The organism is Mesorhizobium sp. WSM4823, from assembly GCF_055811195.1.
The window spans coordinates 1-23,653 of record NZ_JBVVQL010000028.1 but is presented as its reverse complement, the minus strand read 5'-3'; the positions used below and the strand labels follow the sequence as shown (position 1 = coordinate 23,653).

Annotated in this window: 11 protein-coding genes and 1 pseudogene; 7 read left to right on the top strand and 5 right to left on the bottom strand. The window is 64.7% G+C overall.

Annotated features, from left to right (window positions below; genetic code table 11):
* Window positions 1-93: 93 nt before the first annotated feature.
* A complete protein-coding gene (locus AC0L26_RS31270) occupies window positions 94-1,734 on the top strand; it encodes an ABC transporter substrate-binding protein (protein ID WP_473636003.1) in 1,641 nt (546 codons plus the stop codon).
* Between the two features lie 122 nt (window positions 1,735-1,856).
* On the opposite strand, the gene AC0L26_RS31265 is transcribed toward AC0L26_RS31270, so the two are convergent.
* Window positions 1,857-3,356, bottom strand: a complete 1,500-nt coding sequence (locus AC0L26_RS31265; protein WP_473636002.1) for a pyridoxal phosphate-dependent decarboxylase family protein — start codon at window positions 3,354-3,356, stop codon at window positions 1,857-1,859.
* 25 nt (window positions 3,357-3,381) lie between these two features.
* Window positions 3,382-4,467 (bottom strand): PLP-dependent cysteine synthase family protein, encoded by a 1,086-nt coding sequence (locus AC0L26_RS31260; RefSeq protein WP_473636001.1) that lies wholly within the window; start codon window positions 4,465-4,467, stop codon window positions 3,382-3,384.
* 238 nt (window positions 4,468-4,705) lie between these two features.
* Between AC0L26_RS31260 and AC0L26_RS31255 the strand changes: the two genes are divergently transcribed.
* From AC0L26_RS31255 to AC0L26_RS31240, 4 genes are all read left to right on the top strand, one after another.
* Window positions 4,706-6,739, top strand: a complete 2,034-nt coding sequence (locus AC0L26_RS31255; protein WP_473636004.1) for a transcriptional regulator — start codon at window positions 4,706-4,708, stop codon at window positions 6,737-6,739.
* Between the two features lie 145 nt (window positions 6,740-6,884).
* A complete protein-coding gene (locus tag AC0L26_RS31250; RefSeq protein WP_473636000.1) occupies window positions 6,885-7,625 on the top strand; it encodes a GntR family transcriptional regulator in 741 nt (246 codons plus the stop codon).
* 144 nt (window positions 7,626-7,769) lie between these two features.
* Window positions 7,770-9,011, top strand: a complete 1,242-nt coding sequence (locus tag AC0L26_RS31245) for a D-amino acid dehydrogenase (protein ID WP_473635999.1) — start codon at window positions 7,770-7,772, stop codon at window positions 9,009-9,011.
* A gap of 11 nt (window positions 9,012-9,022) precedes the next feature.
* Window positions 9,023-9,820 (top strand): maleate cis-trans isomerase family protein, encoded by a 798-nt coding sequence (locus AC0L26_RS31240; protein WP_473635998.1) that lies wholly within the window; start codon window positions 9,023-9,025, stop codon window positions 9,818-9,820.
* Window positions 9,821-9,989: 169 nt separating this feature from the next.
* Here AC0L26_RS31240 and AC0L26_RS31235 read toward each other — a convergent pair whose 3' ends face one another.
* Both AC0L26_RS31235 and AC0L26_RS31230 read right to left on the bottom strand, forming a co-directional pair.
* Window positions 9,990-10,229, bottom strand: a complete 240-nt coding sequence (locus AC0L26_RS31235) for a hypothetical protein (protein WP_473635997.1) — start codon at window positions 10,227-10,229, stop codon at window positions 9,990-9,992.
* A 131-nt stretch (window positions 10,230-10,360) separates the two neighbouring features.
* Window positions 10,361-10,531, bottom strand: a pseudogene (locus tag AC0L26_RS31230) (glycine betaine ABC transporter substrate-binding protein); the annotation flags it as partial.
* A gap of 621 nt (window positions 10,532-11,152) precedes the next feature.
* Between AC0L26_RS31230 and AC0L26_RS31225 the strand changes: the two are divergent.
* Window positions 11,153-11,647, top strand: coding sequence for a VanZ family protein (locus AC0L26_RS31225; protein ID WP_473635996.1), 495 nt, complete (start codon window positions 11,153-11,155; stop codon window positions 11,645-11,647).
* Window positions 11,648-12,271: 624 nt separating this feature from the next.
* On the opposite strand, the gene AC0L26_RS31220 is transcribed toward AC0L26_RS31225, so the two are convergent.
* On the bottom strand, window positions 12,272-12,526 hold the full coding sequence (locus AC0L26_RS31220; RefSeq protein ID WP_473635995.1) for a hypothetical protein: 255 nt from the start codon (window positions 12,524-12,526) through the stop codon (window positions 12,272-12,274).
* An 860-nt stretch (window positions 12,527-13,386) separates the two neighbouring features.
* Here AC0L26_RS31220 and AC0L26_RS31215 point away from each other — a divergent pair.
* Window positions 13,387-23,653, top strand: a 10,267-nt coding sequence (locus AC0L26_RS31215; protein ID WP_473635994.1) for an Ig-like domain-containing protein, incomplete at its 3' end; no start/stop codon positions are given.

The following is a 23,653-nucleotide window of genomic DNA, read 5'->3' as shown; positions in this document are numbered from 1 at the left end:
CCCCCCCCCCCCCCCCCCCCCCCCCCCCCCCCCCCCCCCCCCCCCCCCCCCCCCCCCCCCCCCCCCCCCCCCCCCCGACAGGGAGGATCGACGATGAAGTTCATGTTGACCGGCAGGTCATTGCATCCGCAGGCCGAACCCGTCGCCGACGGGTTCAAGAAGGGCCGGATGAACCGGCGCGAATATCTCGCCACCATGGCGGCACTCGGCGTCAGCGCCGCCGGCGCGCTGGCGCTGGGCGGCCTGGCACCTTCCCCGGTCAGGGCGGAGGAGCCGAAGCGCGGCGGCGTGCTCCGCGTCGCCATGAACGTCAAGGGTTTTAAGGATCCGCGCACCTTCGACGGCGTCGAAATGTCCAACATCGCCCGCCAGTGCAACGAATATCTGGTCCGCTGGAACCGCGATTTCACCTTCGAGCCGTGGCTGCTCGAGAGTTGGGAGACCAGCGACGACGCCCGCGTGCTCACGCTGCACGTCCGCAAGGGCATCACCTGGTCGAATGGCGATACCTTCAACGCCGACGACGTCGTCCACAATCTGACGCGCTGGTGCGATGCCGGCGTCCCCGGTAATTCGGTCGCCGAGCGCATGGGCGCGCTGGTCGATGCCGCCACCAAGAAACCGGTCGACGGTGGCATCGAACGCGTCGACGACTTTACCGTCCGGCTCAATTTGCCGAAGCCCGACATTTCGCTGATTGCCGGCATGACCGACTATCCGGCGCTGATCATGCATCGCAGCTACGATGGCGACGGCGATCCGCTGAAGGCGCTGGCGATCACGTCAGGGCCTTGCGAGCTTGTGGCATGGGACGCCGAAGTCGGCGCAGAAGTCCGCCGCAAGGATAAGCCATGGTGGAAAGGCGACTTCTACCTAGACGGCATCCAATGGGTCGACTACGGCTCCGATCCCAATGCCATGTTCTCGGCTTTTGAATCCGGCGAGATCGACACCAATCACGAAACTGCCGCCGACACGGTCTCGCAGACCGACGCCATGGACCTGAGCAATTCGGAACTCGCCACCGGCTCGACGATCGTTGCGCGCTTCAACGTCGGCAATGCGCCCTATGACGATAACAGGGTGCGGCGGGCCGCCCAGCTAGCGGTCGACAACAGCGCGATCCTGAAGATCGGCATGAATGACCGGGGCAAGCCGGCGGAGAACCACCATGTCGGGCCGATGCACGCCGACTATGCCGACATCGGTCCGGCCGTCCGCAACGTCAACGAAGCCAAGGCCCTGCTTGCCGCAGCCGGCAAGTCCGACCACGAATACGATCTGATATCGGTCGATGTCGACTGGCAGAAGACGACTGGCGACGCCATCGCCGCGCAGATGCGCGACGCCGGGCTGAAGGTAAAACGCACCGTGCTGCCGGCGGCGACATTCTGGAACGACTGGAGCAAATATCCCTTCTCCTGCACCGAATGGCTCGGCCGGCCGCTCGGCGTCCAGGTGCTGGCTCTGGCCTACAGATCAGGTGCTGCCTGGAACGAGAGCGCCTATGCCAATCCCGAGTTCGACGCCTTGCTCGACAAGGCGCTGGCCACGCCTGATGCCAGCGCCCGCAAGGAGATTATGGCCAAGATCGAACAGAATTTGCGCGACTCCGGCATCATCATCCAGCCCTATTGGCGCTCGGTCTACCGGACGTTCCGCAAGGGCGTGCATGGCTGCGAGCAGCACCAGTCGCTGGAGCAGCATTTCGAGAAGGTCTGGCTCGAGGCGTGATCCTTGTCGTCGCCGACAGTGGTTGGCGAAAACTGAAGCGGCATCCAATCTTCCCCGCAGGGGGAGATCGGCAGCTTCTCGACAGTCGCCTCCACACAGTTGATTGCACTGGCTGAGAATCCTTAGCCGGCTACGCCAGCTCTCGAAATCTCCTGTCCAAGCCGCACCGTTTCCCGCACCAGCAGGTCCAGATCCTCGCGCCGGGTCCGGTGGTTGTTGATCGCCACCCTGAGGCAATGCTGGCCATGCACCGTCGTATCCGAGAGAGCCGCGATGCCGTCTTCCTGCAGCCTCAGCATGATCTCGGTGTTGAGCGCCTTCAGCGCTTCGCCAGTCAACTCGTCACCTGCCAGCCCATCACCGCGGTGGCGAAAACAGACGATGTTGATGCTGGTCGGCGCCGTCAGCTCAAGCGTCGGCTCGGCCTCGATCAGCCCAGCGAGCGTGTGGCCCTGGGCGATGTTCTGGTCGATCAGCCGGCCGAACTTTTCGATGCCGTGCTCCTTCAGCGCCATCCACACTTTCAGCGCCCTGAATCCGCGCGACGTCTGAAGCCCGTAGTCGTGCAGCCACTCGCCCGATGCGAGGCCGCGCGGCGTCGATTCCAGAAATTCCGGCGTGAACGCGAACGTATTGCGATGCGCGGAGGCGTCCCTGACCAGGGCGCAGCCGACCTCGAACGGTGCGTGCAGCCATTTGTGCGGGTCGAGCGCGATCGAGTGGGCGCGTTCGATGCCGGCGACACGATGGGCATTTTCCGGTGCGATGGCGATCAGGGCGCCGATGCAGCCGTCGACATGGAACCAGAGATCCTCTTGAGTCGCCAGCCTTGCCAGCGCCTGCAGATCGTCGATCGCGCCGGTATTGACAGTACCCGCCGTGCCGATGACGCAGGCCGGCTTGAAGCCTGCCTTACGGTCTTCCGCGATTGCTTTGCGCAATGCGTCGATGTCGATCCGCAATCCGGCGTCGGTCGGGATGCGCCGCAGCGCCCGATTACCGAGGCCGAGCGCTTCCATTGCCTTGCGGTGGCAGGAATGGAGCTGGTCCGAACCGTAGAAACGCAGCGGCTTGGCGATTGCCGAGACGCCATACTCGCGCACGTCGACGCCAGCCTTGGCATTGCGCGCCACGGTCAGGCCGATGATGTTGGCCATCGAGCCGCCGCTGACCAGCGTCCCGCTGGCGGATTGGGGAAAGCCCAGCATCTGCTTCAGCCAGTCGACGACCTGGCTGTCCATTAGGGCAGCGGCATGATTGCCGCCGCCGAGATTGGAACCCTGGATCGCCGCCAGGAAATCACCGAGCGCCCCGGTGAAATTACTCGACCCCATGTACCACGACCAGAAGCGCGGATGGATGTTGCCCATCGGATAGGCCATCAGCTTCTTGACGACGTCGTCATAGACTTCGGCCAGCGGCGTTGGCGATTGCGGCAGGGACGCGGTGAAGAAGTCCCTCACATCTCCAGGCATCTCCTGCCACACCGGCCGGTCTCTGACATCGCGCAGATAAGCGACGGCATCATCGACGATCCGGTGCGACAGGATCTGCACATCGGCCCAGTCCGAGGGGTCAAGCGTTTCCTCGGTCGTGGTGGAGAATCCAGACGGCGTGTCCATGCAGGTCGCTCCCGATATGCCGCCGTCACGCCGGGAACTGGCAGCCCGGCGTCGACTGCGAAAGCGCAATCTCCTCGGCGTCCATCTCGGCCTCGATGCCGTCGAACAGCGGCGTCGTCATGTAACGTTCGCCGGTGTCGGGCAGCATGCACAGGATGACCGAGCCGGGTGCCGCCTTTTCCGCCACCTGGAGCGCCACAGCGAAGGTGGCGCCGCCGGAAATGCCTGTGAAGATGCCTTCCTTCTGCGCCAGCGCCTTGGCCCATTTCATGCCTTCCGGTCCGGGCACGGGCATCACCTCGTCATAGAGGCTGGCGTCGACCGCCTCCTGCAACACGTTGGGGATGAAATCCGGGGTCCAGCCCTGGATCGGGTGCGGCTCGAAGGCCGGATGGCTGGCAGCCGGCGCGCCACCGGCGCCGCGCTCCTGCGCCTTGCCGCTGCCGATCAGCTGGGCGTTGGCGGGCTCGGCCAGCACGATCCGCGTCTCCGGACGCTCGCGCCGCAGCACGCGCCCAACGCCCACGACAGTGCCGCCGGTGCCATAGCCGGTGACGAAGCAGTCGAGCCGCGATCCGGCGAAGTCGTTGATGATCTCGCGTCCCGTCGTCGCCTCGTGGATCGCCGCATTGGCCTTGGTCTCGAACTGGCGGGCCAGGAACCAGCCATTGGCCTCGGCCAATTCCACCGCCTTCTTGTACATGCCAAAACCTTTCTGGGCGCGCGGCGTCAGCACCACCTTGGCACCCAGCATGCGCATCAGCTTGCGGCGCTCGATGGAGAAACTGTCGGCCATGGTCACCACCAGCGGATAGCCCTTCTGGGCGCAGACCATGGCCAGCCCGATGCCGGTGTTGCCGCTGGTTGCCTCGACGACAGTCTGCCCCGGCTTCAGGGCGCCGCTGCGCTCTCCCTCCTCGATGATGTTGAGCGCCAGCCGGTCCTTCACCGAGGCCGCCGGATTGAAGAATTCGGCCTTAACATAGATCGTCACATGATCGGGGCCGAGATTGTTGATCCTGATCACCGGCGTATCGCCGACCGTGTCGAGAACGCTGTCGAACAGGCGGCCGCGGCCGGCCGTGGTCCTGATTTTCCGTTGCTGCAACATGTCTGCTCTCCTCTTTTTGTTTTTGTCATAAGTTGTCGTCGTCACGAGCCGGTTACAAACCGGCGGCTTGGGCGGCGAGGTTTCGAGACCTTGCCGCGGTAAGGTGCCTGTGCCGGCAATGCCCGCCCGGAAAGGCGGCAATGCCGGCGTCCGGCGCGGAAATTCGTTGCCGGATGCACTCTATCGCTTTCGGTGATAAAGCAGAGGGCGATAGGCCAGCGTGGGAGCAAGCGTGGAAATGCACGTGGAATCCGCTCGATCGGAGCTGGAAGGCGGTAGGGCCGGGCTGTCCGTGCGGCTGCTCGGGCCGCTGACGATCATGCGCGATGGCGCCGCCGTGCAACTGCCGGCATCGCGCAAGCTGCGCGCGCTCTTCGCCTATCTGGCGCTTGCGCCGCACGCCGTGAGCCGCAGCCGCCTGTGCGAGCTCTTCTGGGACGTGCCGAACGATCCGAGAGGCGAGCTTCGCTGGTGCCTGAGCAAGCTCAGGGGCGTTCTCGAGGATCCCGCCAGGATCGAGACGTCGGGCGACACGGTCGCGCTTGATCTCGGCGGCAGTTTCGTCGACGCGATCGATATTGCCTCCGCCGCAGCCAAGGGCGTCGAGACACTCGATCTGGAGCGCCTGCAAGCCTTGTCCGAACTATTCGTTGGCGATTTCCTCGAAGGCTTGGAGATCGACCGCAGCCCGCATTTCATGAGCTGGGTGACCGCGCAGCGCCGCCGCTTCAGCTCATGCCATGCCGCCATTCTGGAGCATCTCGTCAACAATCTCCCGGCGGGCTCGGGAAGCGTGTCTGCTCATATCGAGAAATGGCTTGCGCTGGCGCCCTTCGATGGGCGCGCGCATGTCGCATTGCTGGAAAATCTGGCACGGCGCGGCCAGATCGGCGCGTGCGAGGAGCATCTTGCCGCCGCCGCGCAACTCTTCCAATCCGAGGACCTGGATTTTGCCCCGGTCCGCGACGCCTGGCGGGCGATCAAGGACCGGCCGTCGGTAGCCACGCCATGCGCGCGCTCCGTGGTAAGTTTGGCGCCCCCGATTGCGCTTGCCGAACCCAATACCGCCGCACCGCGCCGGGCCTCGCTTGCGGTGATGCCGTTTTTTGAGGAAGCCGGCGTTGGCCCCCGTGGTGGCCCCTTTCGAGGCGGATTGGCCGACGGCCTCACCCACGACATCATCACCCGCCTGGCCAAGCTCAGGGATTTCTTCGTCATCGCGCGCGGCTCGGTCTTTGCGCTGGCGGAAAAGGACATCGCGCCGGACGATGCCGGCCGGCGGCTGAATGTCGACTATGTCGCCACCGGCGCGGTGCGCAGCCTGCCAGGCCGCGTCATCGTCAGCATCGAACTGGTCGAGGTGCGCACCGCCAGGATCGTCTGGACCGACACGTTCGAGCGCCGGCCCGACGACATCTTTGCCGTGCTGGACGAGATCGGCAACGCCATCGTCTCGTCGATCTCGACCGAGATCGAGACGCTCGAGCGCAACCGCGCCATGCTGAAGGCGCCGAACTCGCTCAATGCCTGGGAGGCCTACCATCGCGGCCTCTGGCACATGTACCGCTTCACCCGCACCGAGAACGAACAGGCCCGGCATTTCTTCGACATTGCCTTGAAGCTCGATCCGACCTTCGCCCGCGCCTATGCCGGCCTGTCTTTCACTCATTGGCAGAATGCTTTCCAGCGCTGGGGCGACCGCGAGCATGAAAGCGCGCTCGCCTTCGAGGCGGCCGGGCAAAGCCTTCTGGTCGACGATCACAATCCCGCCGCGCACTGGGCCATGGGCCGGGCGCTGTGGCTGCGCGGTGAGCAGGACGGCTCCCTCATCGAGCTGGAACGGGCTGTTGACCTCAGCCCTAACTTCGCACTCGGCCATTATGCGCTCTCCTTCGTGCACTCGCAGTCGGGCGACCCGAAATCAGCGATCGGCTCATCCGACCATTCCAGGCATCTCAGCCCCTTCGATCCGCTGCTGTTCGGCATGCTCGGCTCCCGCGCCATGGCGCTCGCCCGGCTCGGCCAGTTCGACGAGGCGGCCGAATGGGCGCTGAAGGCCGCCGCCCGCCCCAACGCCCACGCCATCATCCTGGCCATCGCCGCCCACTGCCTGGCGCTGGCCGGACGGCAGGACGAGGCCCGAAATTTCGCCGCCGCGCTGCGCAAGACGTTGCCAAATTACCGCGCCGACGATTTCATCAACACCTTCCGCTTCGAGCCGGACGCCGAGGCCATGTTCCGGCAAGGGGCGAGAAGGATTGGGCTGGGCTGATCGGCACGAGACGGTGCTTCAGTGGGTGCCGGGTGCCGGTGAAGCCCTCGCACGATTGAGTGCACTTTGCGATTCCAATATGTATCATGTGGGAGCGGCCCCGCCGGGAAGTAAGGCGCGTGCTTGGATATGAGATGAGGGCAGGATGGCAACGAACCCCGGGAATGACGTCGGTAGCGGGGTAAAAATCGCAAAAGAGCGAGAGCGCATCGTCCGTTCTGCGGACAGTGTCGATCGGGTCTACGCGACGATCAAGGAGTTCGCGATCGACTATCGTTTCCGGCCGGGGGAGAAGATCAACGAGGTCGAACTCGCGACGGAACTCGGTGTAAGTCGCACGCCGGTGCGCGCGGCTCTCAACAGATTGCAGCGCGACGGCTTCGTAGCGTCCGTTCCCAACAAGGGATTCTATGCCCGCGAACTCACGCCGGAAGCCGTGCGCGATCTCTATGAACTTCGCGCGGCGATCGAGCGGGCCGCATTCGCCCTGGCTTGTGAGCGGGCATCGGATACCGAGATCCAGGCGACGGTCGACGCATGGACGAAGCATAGCAGCCTGAAGGGTGAAGGGTCGTGGGCGAAGGTTGCCGTTGCCGATGAAAGTTTCCACATGGCCCTGACGCAATTGTCGAAGAATGCGCAGATGGTCAACGCGCTCGAGGGCCTATGTTCGCGGATTCGCTTTTTCCGGCGCATTGATCTGGAGTCCATGCCGCGCCGCAGCCACAGCTACCAGGAGCATGAAGCGCTCATTGATGCCCTGCGCCGTCGCGATGCCGCGGGCGGGGCAGCGCTGGTCGAAAAGCACATCACGCTGAGTTCGGCGCATGCGATGGAGGTGGCGACACGCGGTCTGGCGCGGATCTTCTTTGGGACGGCCGCGTAACAGGACAGCGAGGCAAGCCAAACGCCGCTCTTTGCGAACCCTGGAGCCCTTCTGTCCCGCCGGCGTCTGGCGAAGGCATGGAGCCTCTTGCGGTTTGGAAATTACATTCTAAAGTGTACTCACTTTCTGATTTCCGGAGGCGTCATGCGCATAGTGGTGCTGGGTGGCGGCGTCGTCGGTGTCACGACAGCCTACCAACTGCAAAACGATGGTCACGACGTCGCGCTCATTGAACGCAACAGCGAGGTCGCCGCCGAGACGAGTTGGGGCAATGCCGGAATGATCGCGCCAGGCCATTCCTTTGTCTGGTCGTCTCCCAAGGCGCCGATAACCTTGCTGAAATCGCTGGTGCTCAAGGACCAGGCGCTGCGCTTCAAGTTCTCGGCGGATCCGCGGCTCTATACGTGGTCCTGGTTGTTTCTCATGGAATGCACGGCCGCCAAGGCGCGGCGCAACACGCTGCTCAAGCACCGCCTTGCTGCCTATTCGCAGGCAGTGCTGCGCGAGGTCGTTGCCGACGAGCAAATCGACTACGACCGCAACGATCGCGGCATCGTCTATTTCCACCGCAGCCAGCAGGCGCTCGACAACGGTGTCGAGCATATGAAGTTTTTGCAGTCGGACGGACAAGAGATCGAGGTGCTCGACCGAGATGCAATCGTCGCGCTCGATCCGTCGCTGGCGTCGGCCAAGGACAAGATTGCCGGCGGCATCTATTGCCCGACCGACGAGACCGGCGACCCGGCAAAGTTCACCAGAGCCCTCGCCGCCAAGATTGTCGCCCGGGGTGGCGCCATCCACACAGGCACGACGATCACCGGCATCGAAACATCCGGCGACGCTGTCGCGCAGGTGCTCACCGACAAAGAGCCTTTCAGGGGCGATGCCTATGTGCTCGCGCTTGGGAGTCACAGTCCTGTTCTGGCAAGGAAGATCGGCATTCGGCTGCCGATCTACCCGATCAAGGGCTATTCACTGACGATCCCGATCGGCAATCGTCCGCTGCCGCCGACCATCGCCTCAGTCGACGAGCACAATCTGGTCGCCATCTCGCGCTTCGGCGACCGCATCCGCGTCACCGCAACGGCGGAGTTCGCGGGCTACGACACCAGCCACAAGCCCGCCGACTTCGCCTTCATGAAAGGGGTTACGGAGGAGCTCTACCCCGAAGGGGCCGACTACGGCCGCGCGGAAATGTGGGCGGGCCTGAGGCCGATGACGCCGAACAACCTTCCCGCCTTCGGGCGGCAACGCTTGCGCAATCTCTTCCTCAACACCGGGCATGGCCACATCGGCTGGACCATGTCGCACGGGTCGGCCCGGATCACCGCCGATCTAATCGCCGGCCGGACGCCGGCCATTCCGATGGATGGTCTTTTGAACTGAAAGGGAACGCCATGTCTCTCAACCTTGCCGCCCTTCGGTCTTCCGGACCGGTCGATCTCGGCGTGCTGCCATCGGAACTCGACGGTGGTCTGGCGTCACGGGCGGCGATCGGCCTTGTGGTGTTGGCCACGGATCAGACCCTGGAGCATGAATTCCGCGCACTCGTGCGCCAGCCCGGTGTCGCCTTCTACGAATCCCGCGTCTTCAGCGACAACGACATAACGACCGATACCTTGCGCGCCATCGGTCCCAGGATCGCGCCGGCCGTCGACCTCATCTTGCCGAGCATTCTCCTGGACGTCGTTGCCTTCGGCTGTACCTCGGCAACGATGACGCTCGGCGAAGAGGCGGTTTTCGCGGAGATCAGGAAAGCACGGCCAAATGTCGCCTGCACCACACCCGTCACCGCCGCGCTCGCGGCGTTCAAGGCTCTCGACGTCAAAGGCATCGGCCTGTTGACGCCCTATGCGCCGCAGATCAACGAAAAGCTCGTTGCCTATTTCAGCGGGCGCGGCGTTGACATATCGGCCGTCGCGACCTTCGACCGACGCGACGATCGCGACGCCGCCCGCATCGCAGTCGCATCGATCGAAGCCGCGGCCGAGCAAATGGCTGCCGCGCCGGGGGTGGATGCGATCTTCATATCATGCACCAGCCTGCGCATCGCTGAAGCGGCCGCCGGGCTCGAGCAGCGTATCGGCGTGCCGGTGACGTCCAGCAACCATGCCATGGCCTGGCATTGCCTGCGGCTCGCCGGGATCAATGACGTCGTGCCCGCCGGAAGGCTTTTTGGATTGCCAAGCAACTGACTGGCGATATCGGACGTCGAGGCTATGTTCCGACAAGGCGCCAAGCGCATTGGACTGGGGTGATCCACTCCAGCCCGGGCCTGCTTCAACCGGTCAAGGCAGCGATCCTCACGGCCGACAACAGAACAAAAAGCCCGGCAATCGGCCAGGAAAGTCGCGTTCGTTGCAACTAAATGCCGAGCATCGTCTTGGCTTGGTTGAGCGCGGCCTCTGATCCTGCATGATCGCCGGCGGCGTGCAATGTCTCGCCTTGGGCGCGCAGTTCTTTGACTTTGGTCATATCGGCCTCGGAGAGGGTGGCGGTCGGCAACGCCGCGTCGATCGCGGCCATGATGGTCGGGCATGAATTTGCGAAGGCTGCCGCAGGAACGACCGCCAGGAAAACCGCAAGCGAAATTGATCGGAACATGGACGTTTCTCCCTTACCGGACACGCATGACGCCCGGCGTGGGAATGGTACAGCCAATGCGTGGACGTGCCAATCGCCATTGAGGCAGCTGCGGTCGGCCGGGCTTTCCGAACCTTTTATTACGGCTGGTCGGCAATGAGCGTCCCCATCTCGCGCACCTCAGCATCGAGCCCGAAATTTTCCTTCAGGCTGACCTTGAGAATGTTTGCCGTCGCCTGGCCCGACGGCCAGTTCGGCATTGCAATGACGAGATCGGCCGCGTGGGCCGGGACCGCCAGCATCGTCAATGCCGCCAGCGACATTTTCCGCAGGCACCGCCGAAATCGGTCGTGCATTTCTCCCCCTCGCTTCGGTGCTGAAATGAACCGGGACGGGAACAATCTGTCATGGCAAGCACCGGGTTGTGACAGCAGCCCCATCTTCTGACGGCAACTGCTGAAGGTGCGGCAGTGCATTCGCCAAAGAGAGCGCCGTCACATGCCGCCTCTGCACGCTTACTCGATGACATTCCGTATGGGAAGGTGCTCAAAACGCAGCCGCCGCGCGGCATTTGACAAACGATCTTATCTATCAGGTGCTGCCGGCTGATCGCCGCCGACAATATGACGCAAAAGGAAAGCGCCAAGGTCGAGGCGCGCTTGCGATCGCCCGTGCGAATAGCATCCCTGGCCTCCTTTGGACGCAGTTTCAAAGCTTTCATCTATTCGGCCGATGCGCCGATCCGCTGGAAATTGACAATCTGCCCCAGCTCTAGACCGCTTCGTGCTGGCGGTGGCGTCTGCAAACTTCGGATGAAGGGCTGTCCTATATTGTTGCGCGCAGGCTCATATCCGATCGTGGCAAGGGGTGCTTTCCTTGCCGCGTGGGCCGGCGTTCTCCTGCTGCTCGCTCTTTTCCCGGGGTGGCTCCTGCGGAATTTGGGAGTGACCTTCACCCATCATGGCAAGCTCATCCACGCCGCCGCATTCACCGTTTTGGCGGCCTTGGCAAGTGTCGGTTGGATGAAACACAAGGCAAAGCTGATTGTTCTCCTCGCTTTTTCGGGCGTGGCGATTGAACTCGTTCAGGGCGCGCAATTGATAGGGCGCGGTCCGGATGTATTCGACTGGATTGCCGACTGTGCCGGCATGGCCTGCGGGATCTCAATCGCAAGCTGGACAAGGCGGCACCGATTGATCAGCCCGCCGAGGCGGCCTGGCGAATATCCCGATCGCGAGGTCGATTGTCAGAAAGCCATGGAGCCAGCCTTTCAGGAGATCGTCGATTGCATGCTGGAAGCAGGCTGGGCCCGTTCGCTGCGCCGGCTGATCTCCGCAGACAACATGACGCAAAAGGAGAACGCCAAGGTCGAGGCCAAGCTCGCGATCGCCCGTGCAATGGTCCGAGCCGCCGGCCTCTCCAGAGGCAAATCTGAATGAATTAGCTACCGCAATGGCCGAGACGGGCGGCGAACTGAGTCTTAAGGCCGCCGAATGTTGGCCGTAAATCGTGTTGGTCAGGATTTCAGGGAGGAATTCTCGATGACCCACTCTTTTCCCACAATCACGGTTGAAATAGTCGCAGAAGTCTACGTTCTCTCCAGAGGCAGGGCTCGCTTCCTGTCCATCGGACAGGCAATCTGTGCCCTTCGGAAACTCATGCCGACTTGCAAGGCCACCGACCACGAGTTGGAGGAGATATTGGCGGCAGCGTGCGTGATTCACAACGTGCCCGTCACTTTCGACGCCAAAACAGCCGATGGCGCATGGCTCCATTCCATTAGGTCGGAGATGCCGCGCAGGGACTGTTCTACCTAATCGACAACATAGGCATGCTCGAGCATGCCGCAGATGCTCCTCGCCTGGCAGTCGCTCCTCGCTAGCCGAGGACGCGCAAGACACCGAATTGACGGCGGCGACCGGACTAACCCCGATCGCCAGCGCTTGCCAGATAGTTGATCCGCAGCCGAACGGCAGTAGCGGACATTGCCGCAGCTGCATCCTGCCTTGACAAGCATGTTGTGCCAGGGTCGCCTTTGCCCAGCGTGTTGATCGCCGCGACTGCTAATTCCAATACTTGAAAACTCTCCCTAGACGGTTTGGCATGATGAACAGTTGCTCTGCATTGGCAAATCCAGCTTGATAGCCCATCGCCGTCCAAGTGTCGGCCGACTCAGGGAAATCAGCTAAGCGCATGTGGCTCTCCATCGCGGCGAATTCGTCATCTGTCACCGCTGCAAACGCAACCCGACACGCTGAAAATCGGTCGAGCCAATCAGCTCGGTTTTCTCCTTCAAGCAGTGTCGGCTCCCAGATCATGAATATGCCACTAGGCCGGCAAAGGCAATGAGCGTCCCCATCTCGCTCACCTCAGCATCAAGCCCGAAATTTTCCTTCAAGCTGACCTTGAGAATGTTTGTCGTCGCCTAGCCCGACGGCCAGTTCGGCATTGCAATCGTCCTGCCTCCGTTCCGATAGTTGCCGTTCCGCTTGCCTTCAGGTGCGCCACCGCCGGCCCGTCCGTGCGACATACTGCGTAGCCCCCCACCGCTGGCGATCGACACTGGGAACCCGTCCGCTTCGACCGAGCATGACAACGGTCGAGCGGTTAACCGACGCCAGAACATTGTTCGCTCCTTTTGACTCGAAGACGGAGGCGCAGCGAGAGAGCGCTCAATCCAACTCTCCAAAGCGGCTGCGAAGCATATTGGCCGGGATCGTGCCGCCTTCGAAAATACGATCAGTGTTCCAAGCCCAACGGCCAGAGCCGTTGCAACTTAACGTCCTGTTAGTTCCATTGGACCAATAGTGGTTGCAATTCATGGATCAAGGCGCCATTCTTTCTTGAAACCATAGATTGAAAATAGCGGGAACCGAGCGCGAATCTCGGAACTGGCCACACGCTGAGCACGGCGAGCGTTGCATGAGGCGGTCTTCCAGTGTCAAAAACCGACGATCTCGAGCGGCTGAACCTGGCAACTATGCCGCTTGTCGATCGAATTACCCGAAAGCGAGAGCGCGTCCAAAAGCTGGGCCAAGAGGGGAAGAACGTCTTGCCGACAAGATCGGCGCTTGCGATCATGTCGGATACGCCAAGCTGGCCTTCACAGAAGCGTACGGTTCCGTCGAAGTCCAGAATCAGGCCAGCACGTTTAGCCGCCAATTCGTTTGGTGAAGTCATGCCTCAAATTCGGCATGTCGCGTTCGTGGACGCGAGCGTCTCGGATGTCGCGTTCCTTGTCGGCCACTTGCGAGCAAACGTGCGTGTGGTGGTGCTCGGCCCACACGAGCCCGCCTTTTCACAGATAGCGCGGGCGCTAGCGATCGATCGAAAGGTCGAGGTCGTTCATATTATCGCCCATGGGCTGCCGGGCGAGATCGGTTTTAGCGCCGGCCGCGTATCACACGAATCGATTGTTGAGAGCGCCGCCGAGCTTGCCGCTATTCGACACTCTCTGAAACATGGCAGCGAGATACGCTTGTGGGCGTGCAACGTCGCCGAGGGGCATCGCGGACGTGCCTTCGTGCGCGCGCTCGCCACGACCTGCGGCGTCTGCGTTTCGGCTTCAACCAGGCCGATCGGCGCCGAGGCGCTAGGCGGATGCTGGCAGCTCGATGAAGGCAGCGCCCGCGGGTGCGTGCCGCCGCTGACTGATCGGGGCCTTGCCGGTTATGCCAGCCTCCTGGCGACCTACAACGCAACGACGGGCCAGGACAATTTCACTGGCGGCAGCGCAAATGATACGGTGGTCGTCAGCGACACCAACCAGATTCAGTCGTCCGATACCTTCGACGCCGGCGCAGGCACCGACGCGATCCAGATCGGCGCCACCGCAATATCTCCGGTCAGCGTCGATCTCAGCGCTGCCGGCACCGACGTCGGTCGCGGCTTCCTCGGCTTCGAGGCCCTGACTTTTCTCAACCTTGCCGGCACCTCGTCGGCGACGTTTAGCTCCTCGCAGTTCGGCAGCGGCCTTATATCAGCTACCCTTTCCGTAAACGGTGTCGGCGGCGGCACCCAGAGGGTCGTTGTCAATATGTCCCAAGCTGGCACGTTCGCTGTGTCGGGCTGGACGTTCAACAGCTGGACCCTGGGCACCGACTCGCTGACCATCAACGGGTCGAGCGGGAATGACACCATCGTTCTCGGGGCGAGCTCGCCGGTTTCGGCGACCGACACCTATAATGGCGGCTCAGGCATCGACACGATCCAGGTCGGCGCGACGGGCAACGCCGGCACATCGATCAATTTCAGTGCTGCCGCGGCCAACGGTACGGCAGGCCTGGTCAGCATCGAAAGCCTGCAGTTCGCCAACAAGACGAAGACATCTACGGCCACCTTCACGGCGACACAATTCGGCAACGGGTTGATCTCCACGGATCTCGCGGTCACCGGGACGTCATCAAGCCAGGCGGTCGTGGTCAATCTCTCGGCCGGCGGCTCGGTTAACCTGTCGAGCTGGACGTTCAGCGGCTGGAGCTCCGGCAGCGACACGATCACCCTGAGCGGCTCGACGGGCAGGGAGACCATCGTCGCTAGCAGCCAGGGCGATACCGTCGTCGGCGGTACGGGTGCCGACACGCTGACGGGCGGCGGAGGTCTCGACACCTACAGGTTCACGGTCGGCGACAGCGTCCTCACCATTGGCGGCTCCGGCACCTCCGGCACCATTGCCGGCTACGACGTCATCACGGACTTCAAAGTCGGCACTACTGCGGCGACAAGTGAGAAGATCAGTATGACCCGGGCGGCTGTGCCCGCGAACATCGCGGCAAGCGACGGCGCCAATTCCTCGTTGCAGCTTCACACCGGCGCCGTCGTCGCCTCGCATGCCATTACGAGCGGCATCGTCACGTTCAGCACTTCGAATACGTTTGCCGGTGCGGTCGCTCTCACCTCGCTGTCGGACGTCGCGGCCGTCGTCCAGTATTTGCGCAGCCAAGACTTCGGCAGGGACGGCGCATCCATTGCCTTCACGGCCACAATCGGGGGCGTGATTCACACTTATCTCTATGTGCAGGGCGGCAATTCTGGCAACACGTCCAACGACCTGCTGATCGATCTGCCGAACGTATCGGCGACTGCCATCTCGGCGGCGAGTGGCAAGCTCAGCGTGCTCGATACGGTCGCACCCGCAGCGCCGTCGAGCCTGTCAATCGTCGAGAATGCAGGTGGCGGCATCAACGCCAGCGAGGCCGCCGACGGAACGGTGGCAGGCGTGAGCTTGGCGGGCACCGGCGCGATCGCGGGCGACACGCTGACCGTCAACTGGGGCACCCAGACCATCGTATACACGCTGGCAGCCAGCGACATTCTCGCGGGCAGCGTGAGCCTGACGATACCGGTCGCTACCATCTCGGCCCAAGGCGACGGCACTTTCGACGTGACTGCGAAACTGACGGACAGTGCGGGCAACATCGGCAACAACTCGTCGCCAGTTTCCGTCACCGTCGACCGGGTCAGTCCGTCGGCGACCGTGGACATTGTCGACGGCGCGCTGAACGTGGGCGATCCGAGCTCGACGGTGACGTTCACCTTCAGCGAAGCGCCGCTCGGCTTCACGTTGGGCGACATCGCCGCGGTTGGCGGCACGGTGACCGGGCTCGCCGCTACAGCCGATCCGCTGGTCTACACGGCGACGTTCACGGCGACGGAAGGCTTCACCGGGACGGGCTCGGTCTCACTGTCTGCAGGCAGCTACACGGACGCGGTGCTCAATCCCGGCGGAGCGGGGTCGGACACGGTTGCGATAGATCGAGTGAGCCCGACGGTGACGGTCGACATCGTCGACAACGCGCTGAGCGACGGCGATGCCAGCTCGACGGTGATGTTCACGTTCAGTGAAGCACCGAACGGGCTTACGCTGAGCGATATCGCCGCGGTGGGCGGCACGATGAGTGGGCTCACGGCGACGGCCGATCCGCTGGTCTACACGGTGACGTTTACCGCCACCGACGGCTTCACGGGAACGGGCTCGGTCTCCCTGCCTGCCGGCAGCTACACCGACGAGGCGCTGAACCCGGGCGGTGGCGCCTCGGACACGGTGACGATCAATCGGGCGAACCCGACTGTGGCGGTCGACATCGTCGACAGTGCGCTGAACAACAGCGACCCCAGCTCGATGGTGACCTTCACCTTCAGCGAGGCGCCGGTCGGCTTCACGTTGAGTGACATCACGGCCGCGGGCGGCTCGCTGAGCGGCTTTACGGCCACGTCCGATCCGCTGATCTACACGGCGACGTTCACCGCGGCCGATGGCTTCAACGGACTCGGCTCGGTTTCAGTCACTGCGGGCAGCTATACCGACGCTGCCTCCAACGCCGGCGCCGCCGGATCGGACACGGTGGCGATCGATCGCGCGAACGTGGGACTGAGCGTCGACATTGTCGAGAGCGCGCTGAGCGACGCCGCTCCGAGCTCAACGGTGACCTTCACCTTCAGCGAGGCGCCTGCCGGCTTCGAGGCGGACGACATCACGATCGTGGGCGGCACGCTGAGCGGGTTTACCGCCACCTCCGACCCGCTGGTCTACACGGCGATGTTCACTGCAACCGATGGCTTCAGCGGCGCGGGCTCGGTTTCGGTGGCGGCGGGTGGCTACACCGACGCGGCCGGTAATCCGGGCGTGGCGGGCTCAGACATCGTGGCGATCGATCGGCTCAATCCGACGGTGACGATCGATATCGGCGCCGGTGCACTGAGTGACGGCGAGCCGAGCTCGACGGTGACCTTCACCTTCGGCGAGGCGCCGGTCGGCTTCGCATTGAGCGATATCACGGCGGTGGGGGGCACGCTAAGCGGTCTCGCCGCCACCTCCGACCCGCTGGTCTACACGGCGACGTTCACGGCGGACGACGGCTTTGCCGGCACCGGCTCGGTCTCCGTCGGCGCGGGCAGCTACACCGATGCGGCGCTCAATCCGGGACAACCGGCCTCGAATACCGTGACGAGCGACCGGGCGAACCCTTCGGTGACGCTCGACATCGCCGACAGTACGCTCAGTGACGGCGATGCCAGCTCGGAGGTGACCTTCACCTTCAGCGAGGCGCCGGTCGGCTTCGCATTGGGCGACATCACGGCGGCGGGCGGAATGGTGACAGGCCTGGCCGCCACATCCGACCCGCTGGTCTACACGGCGACGTTCACCGCCACCGACGGTTTTGCCGGCACCGGCTCGGTCTCGGTGGCGGCCGGCAGCTATTCGGATGCAGCCCTGAATGCCGGCGGGGCGAGTTCGGATGCGGTGGCGATCGACCGCGAGAATCCAACGGTGATGGTCAATATCGTCGACAGCTCGCAGAGCGACGGTGACCCGACCTCGGGCGTGACCTTCACCTTCAGCGAGGCGCCGGTCGGTTTCACGCTGGGTGACATCACGGCGGTCGGCGGCACGCTGAGCGGCCTGGCCGCGACGGGCAATCCCCTGGTCTACACTGCGACGTTCAACGCCGCCGACGGCTTTGCCGGCACCGGCTCGGTGTCGGTGACGGCGGGCAGCTACGCCGACGCGGCGGGTAACGCCGGCAGCTCGGGCTCCGATACGGTGGCCATCGACCGGGCGAATCCGACGGTGACGGTCGACATCGTCAGCGATACGCTCACCGACGCCGACGCGACTTCGGACATAACGTTCATCTTCAGCGAGGCGCCGGTTGGCTTCTCGTTGGCTGACATCACGGCGGCCGGCGGAACGGTAAGTGGCCTCGCCGCGACATCCGACCCACTCGTCTATACGGCGACCTTCACCGCGAACGACGGTTTCACCGGCGCCGGCTCGGCCTCCGTCGCCGCGGGCAGCTATACGGACGCGGCGCTCAATGCCGGCGGCTCGGGAACGGACGTCGTGGCGACCGATCGGGCGAATGGCGGGCTGGTGGTCGACATCGCCCAGGACACGCTGAGTGACGCGACGAGCAGTTCGACAGTGACGTTCACGTTCAGCGCGGCACCTGTCGGCTTCACGGCGAGCGACATCACGGCGGTCGGAGGAACGGTGAGTGGCCTGGCCGTGACCGGCAATCCGTTGGTCTACACCGCGACGTTCACGGCCACTGATGGATTTAGGGGCACCGGCTCGGTGTTCGTGGCGGCGGGCAGTTATACCACCCCGACGGGCACTTCGGGCGACACCGGTTCCGACCTGGTGGACATCGACCGCGCGAACCCGACCGTGACGGTCGACATTGCAAGCGGCAGCTTGAGCGACGGCGGCCCGAGTTCGACGGTGACCTTCACCTTCAGCGAGGCGCCGGTCGGCTTCGCATTAGGCGATATCACGGCGGTGCGCGGAACGGTGACAGGCCTCGCCGCGACGTCCGACCCGCTGGTCTACACGGCGACGTTCACGGCGGACGACGGTTTTGCCGGTACCGGCTCGGTCTCGGTGGCGGCCGGCAGCTATACCGACGACTCACTAAACGCCGGCAGCTCGGGCTCGGACACGGTAGCCGTCGACCGCGAGAATCCAACTGTGACGGTCGACATCGCCGACAGTACGCTCGGTGACGGCGATGCCAGCTCGACGGTGACCTTCACCTTCAGCGAGGCGCCGGTCGGGTTCACGGTGGACGACATCGCAGCCGTGGGCGGCACACTAAGCGGTCTCGCCGCAACGTCCGACCCGCTGGTCTATACGGCGACGTTCACGGCGGACGACGGTTTTGCCGGTACCGGCTCGGTCTCGGTGGCTGCCGGCAGCTACACGGATGCAGCCCTCAATCCGGGCGACGCCGGTTCCGACCTGGTGGACATCGACCGCGAGAACCCGACCGTGACGGTCGACATCGCCGACAGCACGCTCGGTGACGGCGATGCCAGCTCGGAGGTGACCTTCACCTTCAGCGAGGCGCCGGTCGAGTTCACGGTGGACGACATCGCAGCCGTGGGGGGCACGCTAAGCGGCCTCGCCGCAACGTCCGACCCGCTGGTCTACACGGCGACGTTCACCGCGACCAACGGTTTTGCCGGCACCGGCTCGGTGTCGGTGGCGGCGGGTGGCTACACCGACGCGGCCGGTAATCCGGGCGACGCCGGTTCCGACCTGGTGGACATCGACCGGGCGAACCCTTCGGTGACGGTCGACATCGCCGACAGCACGCTCGGTGACGGCGCCCCGAGCTCGGAGGTGACCTTCACCTTCAGCGAGGCGCCGGTCGGCTTTACGCTCGGCGATATCACCGCCGTGGGGGGCACGCTAAGCGGTCTCGCCGCAACGTCCGACCCACTGGTCTATACGGCGACGTTCACGGCGACCGACGGCTTTGCCGGTACCGGCTCGGTCTCCGTCGGCGCGGGCAGCTATACGGACGCGGCGCTCAATCCGGGCGACGCCGGTTCCGACCTGGTGGGCATCGACCGCGCGAACCCGACCGTGACGGTCGACATCGCCGACAGCACGCTCAGTGACGGCGATGCCAGCTCGGAGGTGACCTTCACCTTCAGCGAGGCGCCTGCCGGCTTCGAGGCGGACGACATCACGATCGGGGGCGGCACGCTGAGCGGGTTTACCGCAACCTCCGACCCGCTGGTCTACACGGCGACGTTCACGGCGGACGACGGTTTTGCCGGCACCGGCTCGGTTTCGGTGGCGGCCGGCAGCTACACCGACGACTCACTAAACGCCGGCAGCTCGGGCTCGGACACGGTGGCCGTCGACCGCGCGAACCCGACGGTGACGGTCGACTTTGCCGACAGCACGCTCAGTGACGGCGCCCCGAGCTCGACGGTGACCTTCACCTTCAGCGAGGGGCCGGTCGGCTTTACGCTCGCCGATATCACCGCCGTGGGGGGCACGCTAAGCGGTCTCGCCGCAACGTCCGACCCGCTGGTCTATACGGCGACGTTCACCGCGGACGACGGCTTTGCCGGCACCGGCTCGGTCTCCGTCGGCGCGGGCAGCTATACCGACGATCCACTAAACGCCGGCAGCTCGGGTTCGGACACGGTGGCCGTCGACCGCGCGAACCCGACGGTGACGGTCGATTTTGCCGACAGCACGCTCGGTGACGGCGCCCCGAGCTCGACGGTGACATTCATCTTCAGCGAGGCGCCGGTCGGCTTTACGCTCGGCGATATCACCGCCGTGGGGGGCACGCTAAGCGGTCTCGCCGCAACGTCCGACCCGCTGGTCTACACGGCGACGTTCACCGCGACCGACGGCTTTGCCGGCACCGGCTCGGTCTCGGTGGCTGCCGGGAGCTACACAGATGCAGCCCTCAATGCCGGCGGTGCGGGCTCGGATACGGTAGCGATCGACCGCGAGAATCCAACTGTGACGCTCGACATCGCCGCCGGCAGCCTGAGCGACGGCGCCCCGAGCTCGACGGTGACCTTCACCTTCAGCGAGGCGCCGGACGGCTTTACGCTCGGCGATATCACCGCCGTGGGCGGCACGCTAAGCGGTCTCGCCGCGACGTCCGACCCGCTGGTCTATACGGCGACGTTCACCGCGACCGACGGTTTTGCCGGCACCGGCTCGGTCTCCGTCGGCGCGGGCAGCTATACGGACGCGGCGCTCAATGCCGGAACCCCGGGCTCAGACGAGGTGACGATCGATCGTGCCAATGCGGGCCTGACGGTCGACATTGCAAGCGGCAGCTTGAGCGGCGGCGCCCCGAGTTCGACGGTGACCTTCACCTTCAGCGAGGCGCCGGTCGGGTTCACGGTGGACGACATCACGATCGGGGGCGGCACGCTGAGCGGGTTTACCGCAACCTCCGACCCGCTGGTCTACACGGCGACGTTCACGGCGGACGACGGTTTTGCCGGCACCGGCTCGGTTTCGGTGGCTGCCGGCAGCTACACGGATGCAGCCCTCAATCCGGGCGACGCCGGTTCCGACCTGGTGGACATCGACCGCGAGAACCCGACCGTGACGGTCGACATCGCCGACAGCACGCTCGGTGACGGCGATGCCAGCTCGGAGGTGACCTTCACCTTCAGCGAGGCGCCGGTCGGGTTCGAGGCGGACGACATCACGATCGTGGGCGGCACGCTGAGCGGGTTTACCGCCACCTCCGACCCGCTGGTCTACACGGCGATGTTCACTGCAACCGATGGCTTCAGCGGCGCGGGCTCGGTTTCGGTGGCGGCGGGTGGCTACACCGACGCGGCCGGTAATCCGGGCGTGGCGGGCTCAGACATCGTGGCGATCGATCGGCTCAATCCGACGGTGACGATCGATATCGGCGCCGGCGCACTGAGTGACGGCGAGCCGAACTCGACGGTGACCTTCACCTTCGGCGAGGCGCCTGCCGGCTTCGAGGCGGACGACATCACGATCGTGGGCGGCACGTTGAGCGGTCTCGCCGCCACCTCCGACCCGCTGGTCTACACGGCGACGTTCACTGCAACCGATGGCTTCAGCGGTACCGGCTCGGTGTCGGTGGCGGCCGGCAGCTACACGGATGCAGCCCTCAACGCCGGCGGCTCGGGCTCGGACACGGTAGCCGTCGACCGCGAGAATCCAACTGTGACGCTCGACATCGCCGTCGGCAGCCTGAGCGACGGCGCCCCGAGCTCGACGGTGACCTTCACCTTCAGCGAGGCGCCGGTCGGCTTTACGCTCGGCGATATCACCGCCGTGGGCGGCACGCTAAGCGGTCTCGCCGCCACCTCCGACCCGCTGGTCTATACGGGGACGTTCACGGCGGACGACGGTTTTGCCGGCACCGGCTCGGTCTCCGTCGGCGCGGGCAGCTATACGGACGCGGCGCTCAATGCCGGAACCCCGGGCTCAGACGAGGTGACGATCGATCGTGCCAATGCGGGCCTGACGGTCGACATTGCAAGCGGCAGCTTGAGCGGCGGCGCCCCGAGTTCGACGGTGACCTTCACCTTCAGCGAGGCGCCTGCCGGCTTCGCATTGAGCGACATCACGGCGGTGGGCGGAACGGTGACAGGCCTGGCCGTGACGTCCGACCCGCTGGTCTACACGGCGACGTTCACCGCGGACGACGGCTTTGCCGGCGCCGGCTCGGTCTCGGTGGCTGCCGGCAGCTACACGGATGCAGCCCTCAATCCGGGCGACGCCGGTTCCGACCTGGTGGACATCGACCGCGAGAACCCGACCGTGACGGTCGACATCGCCGACAGCACGCTCGGTGACGGCGATGCCAGCTCGGAGGTGACCTTCACCTTCAGCGAGGCGCCTGCCGGCTTCGAGGCGGACGACATCACGATCGTGGGCGGCACGTTGAGCGGTCTCGCCGCCACCTCCGACCCGCTGGTCTACACGGCGACGTTCACTGCAACCGATGGCTTCAGCGGTACCGGCTCGGTGTCGGTGGCGGCCGGCAGCTACACGGATGCAGCCCTCAATCCGGGGCAGGCAGGGTCGGACGTCGTGGCCGTCGACAGGACGGCGGACGAGGACAGGAACCTGGCGCTCTCGATCGACGACACCGCGATCAATGCAGCGGAACGGAAGAGGGTGGGCTTCACCACTGCCGGTATCGACGCCGACGTGGTATCCGCGATCGTGACCTTCACCGCATCGGACGGTGGCACGGTCACCGTCGCTGCCTCGGCTGGTTTCGCCGATCTCTCGTCGCTGGTCTCCGGCCGGGTCGATACGCTCATCACCGTCGTCGATGCCTCCGGCAACACGGCATCGGTCGCAGGAACGCCGATCGATCTCGACAACGTCAACGGCAGCGAGGCCGACGACAGGATTGTCGGTACCGCCGCCGCCGACACCTTCAACGGGCTCGGCGGAAACGACACAATATTTGGCCTGGAAGGCAACGACACTCTCGCTGGCGGCGTAGGCAACGACACGCTCGATGGCGGCGCCGGGGATGACGCGCTGACCGGCGGCGCAGGCAACGACCGGTATTTTGTCGACAGCGGCCTCGACCGGGTGATCGAAGCGGGCGGCGGCGGGTCCGACAGCCTCTACGCCCGCGTCGACTATGCCTTGGCGGCCGGCCAGGAAGTCGAGAGCTTGTGGGCCTATGCCGGCGCGACTGGCCTGACCCTCACCGGCAACGAATTCAACAACACTCTGGTGGGCGGCGCCGGCAACGATACGCTGAACGGCGGCGCAGGCAACGACACGCTCGCTGGCGTCGTCGGCAACGACACGCTCGATGGCGGCGTAGGCAACGACACGCTCGATGGCGGCGCCGGGGATGACGCGCTGACCGGCGGCGCAGGCAACGACCTGTATTATGTCGACAGCGGCCTCGACCGGGTGATCGAAACGGGCGGCGGCGGGTCCGACAGCATCTACGCCCGCGTCGACTATGCCTTGGCGGCCGGCCAGGAAGTCGAAAGCTTGCGGGCCAATGCCGGCGCGACTGGCCTGACCCTCACCGGCAACGAATTCAACAACACTCTGGTGGGCGGCGCCGGCAACGACACTCTCGCTGGCGGCGTAGGCAACGACACGCTCGATGGCGGCGCCGGGGATGACGCGCTGACCGGCGGCGCAGGCAACGACCGGT

Bases quoted from the DNA above. Each gene is read 5' to 3' on its own strand.
- AC0L26_RS31270 (WP_473636003.1), top strand. From the start codon at position 94: ATGAAGTTCATGTTGACCGGCAGGTCATTGCATCCGCAGGCCGAACCC.
- AC0L26_RS31265 (WP_473636002.1), bottom strand. From the start codon at position 3,356: ATGGACACGCCGTCTGGATTCTCCACCACGACCGAGGAAACGCTTGAC.
- AC0L26_RS31260 (WP_473636001.1), bottom strand. From the start codon at position 4,467: ATGTTGCAGCAACGGAAAATCAGGACCACGGCCGGCCGCGGCCGCCTG.
- AC0L26_RS31255 (WP_473636004.1), top strand. From the start codon at position 4,706: ATGCACGTGGAATCCGCTCGATCGGAGCTGGAAGGCGGTAGGGCCGGG.
- AC0L26_RS31250 (WP_473636000.1), top strand. From the start codon at position 6,885: ATGGCAACGAACCCCGGGAATGACGTCGGTAGCGGGGTAAAAATCGCA.
- AC0L26_RS31245 (WP_473635999.1), top strand. From the start codon at position 7,770: ATGCGCATAGTGGTGCTGGGTGGCGGCGTCGTCGGTGTCACGACAGCC.
- AC0L26_RS31240 (WP_473635998.1), top strand. From the start codon at position 9,023: ATGTCTCTCAACCTTGCCGCCCTTCGGTCTTCCGGACCGGTCGATCTC.
- AC0L26_RS31235 (WP_473635997.1), bottom strand. From the start codon at position 10,229: ATGTTCCGATCAATTTCGCTTGCGGTTTTCCTGGCGGTCGTTCCTGCG.
- AC0L26_RS31220 (WP_473635995.1), bottom strand. From the start codon at position 12,526: ATGATCTGGGAGCCGACACTGCTTGAAGGAGAAAACCGAGCTGATTGG.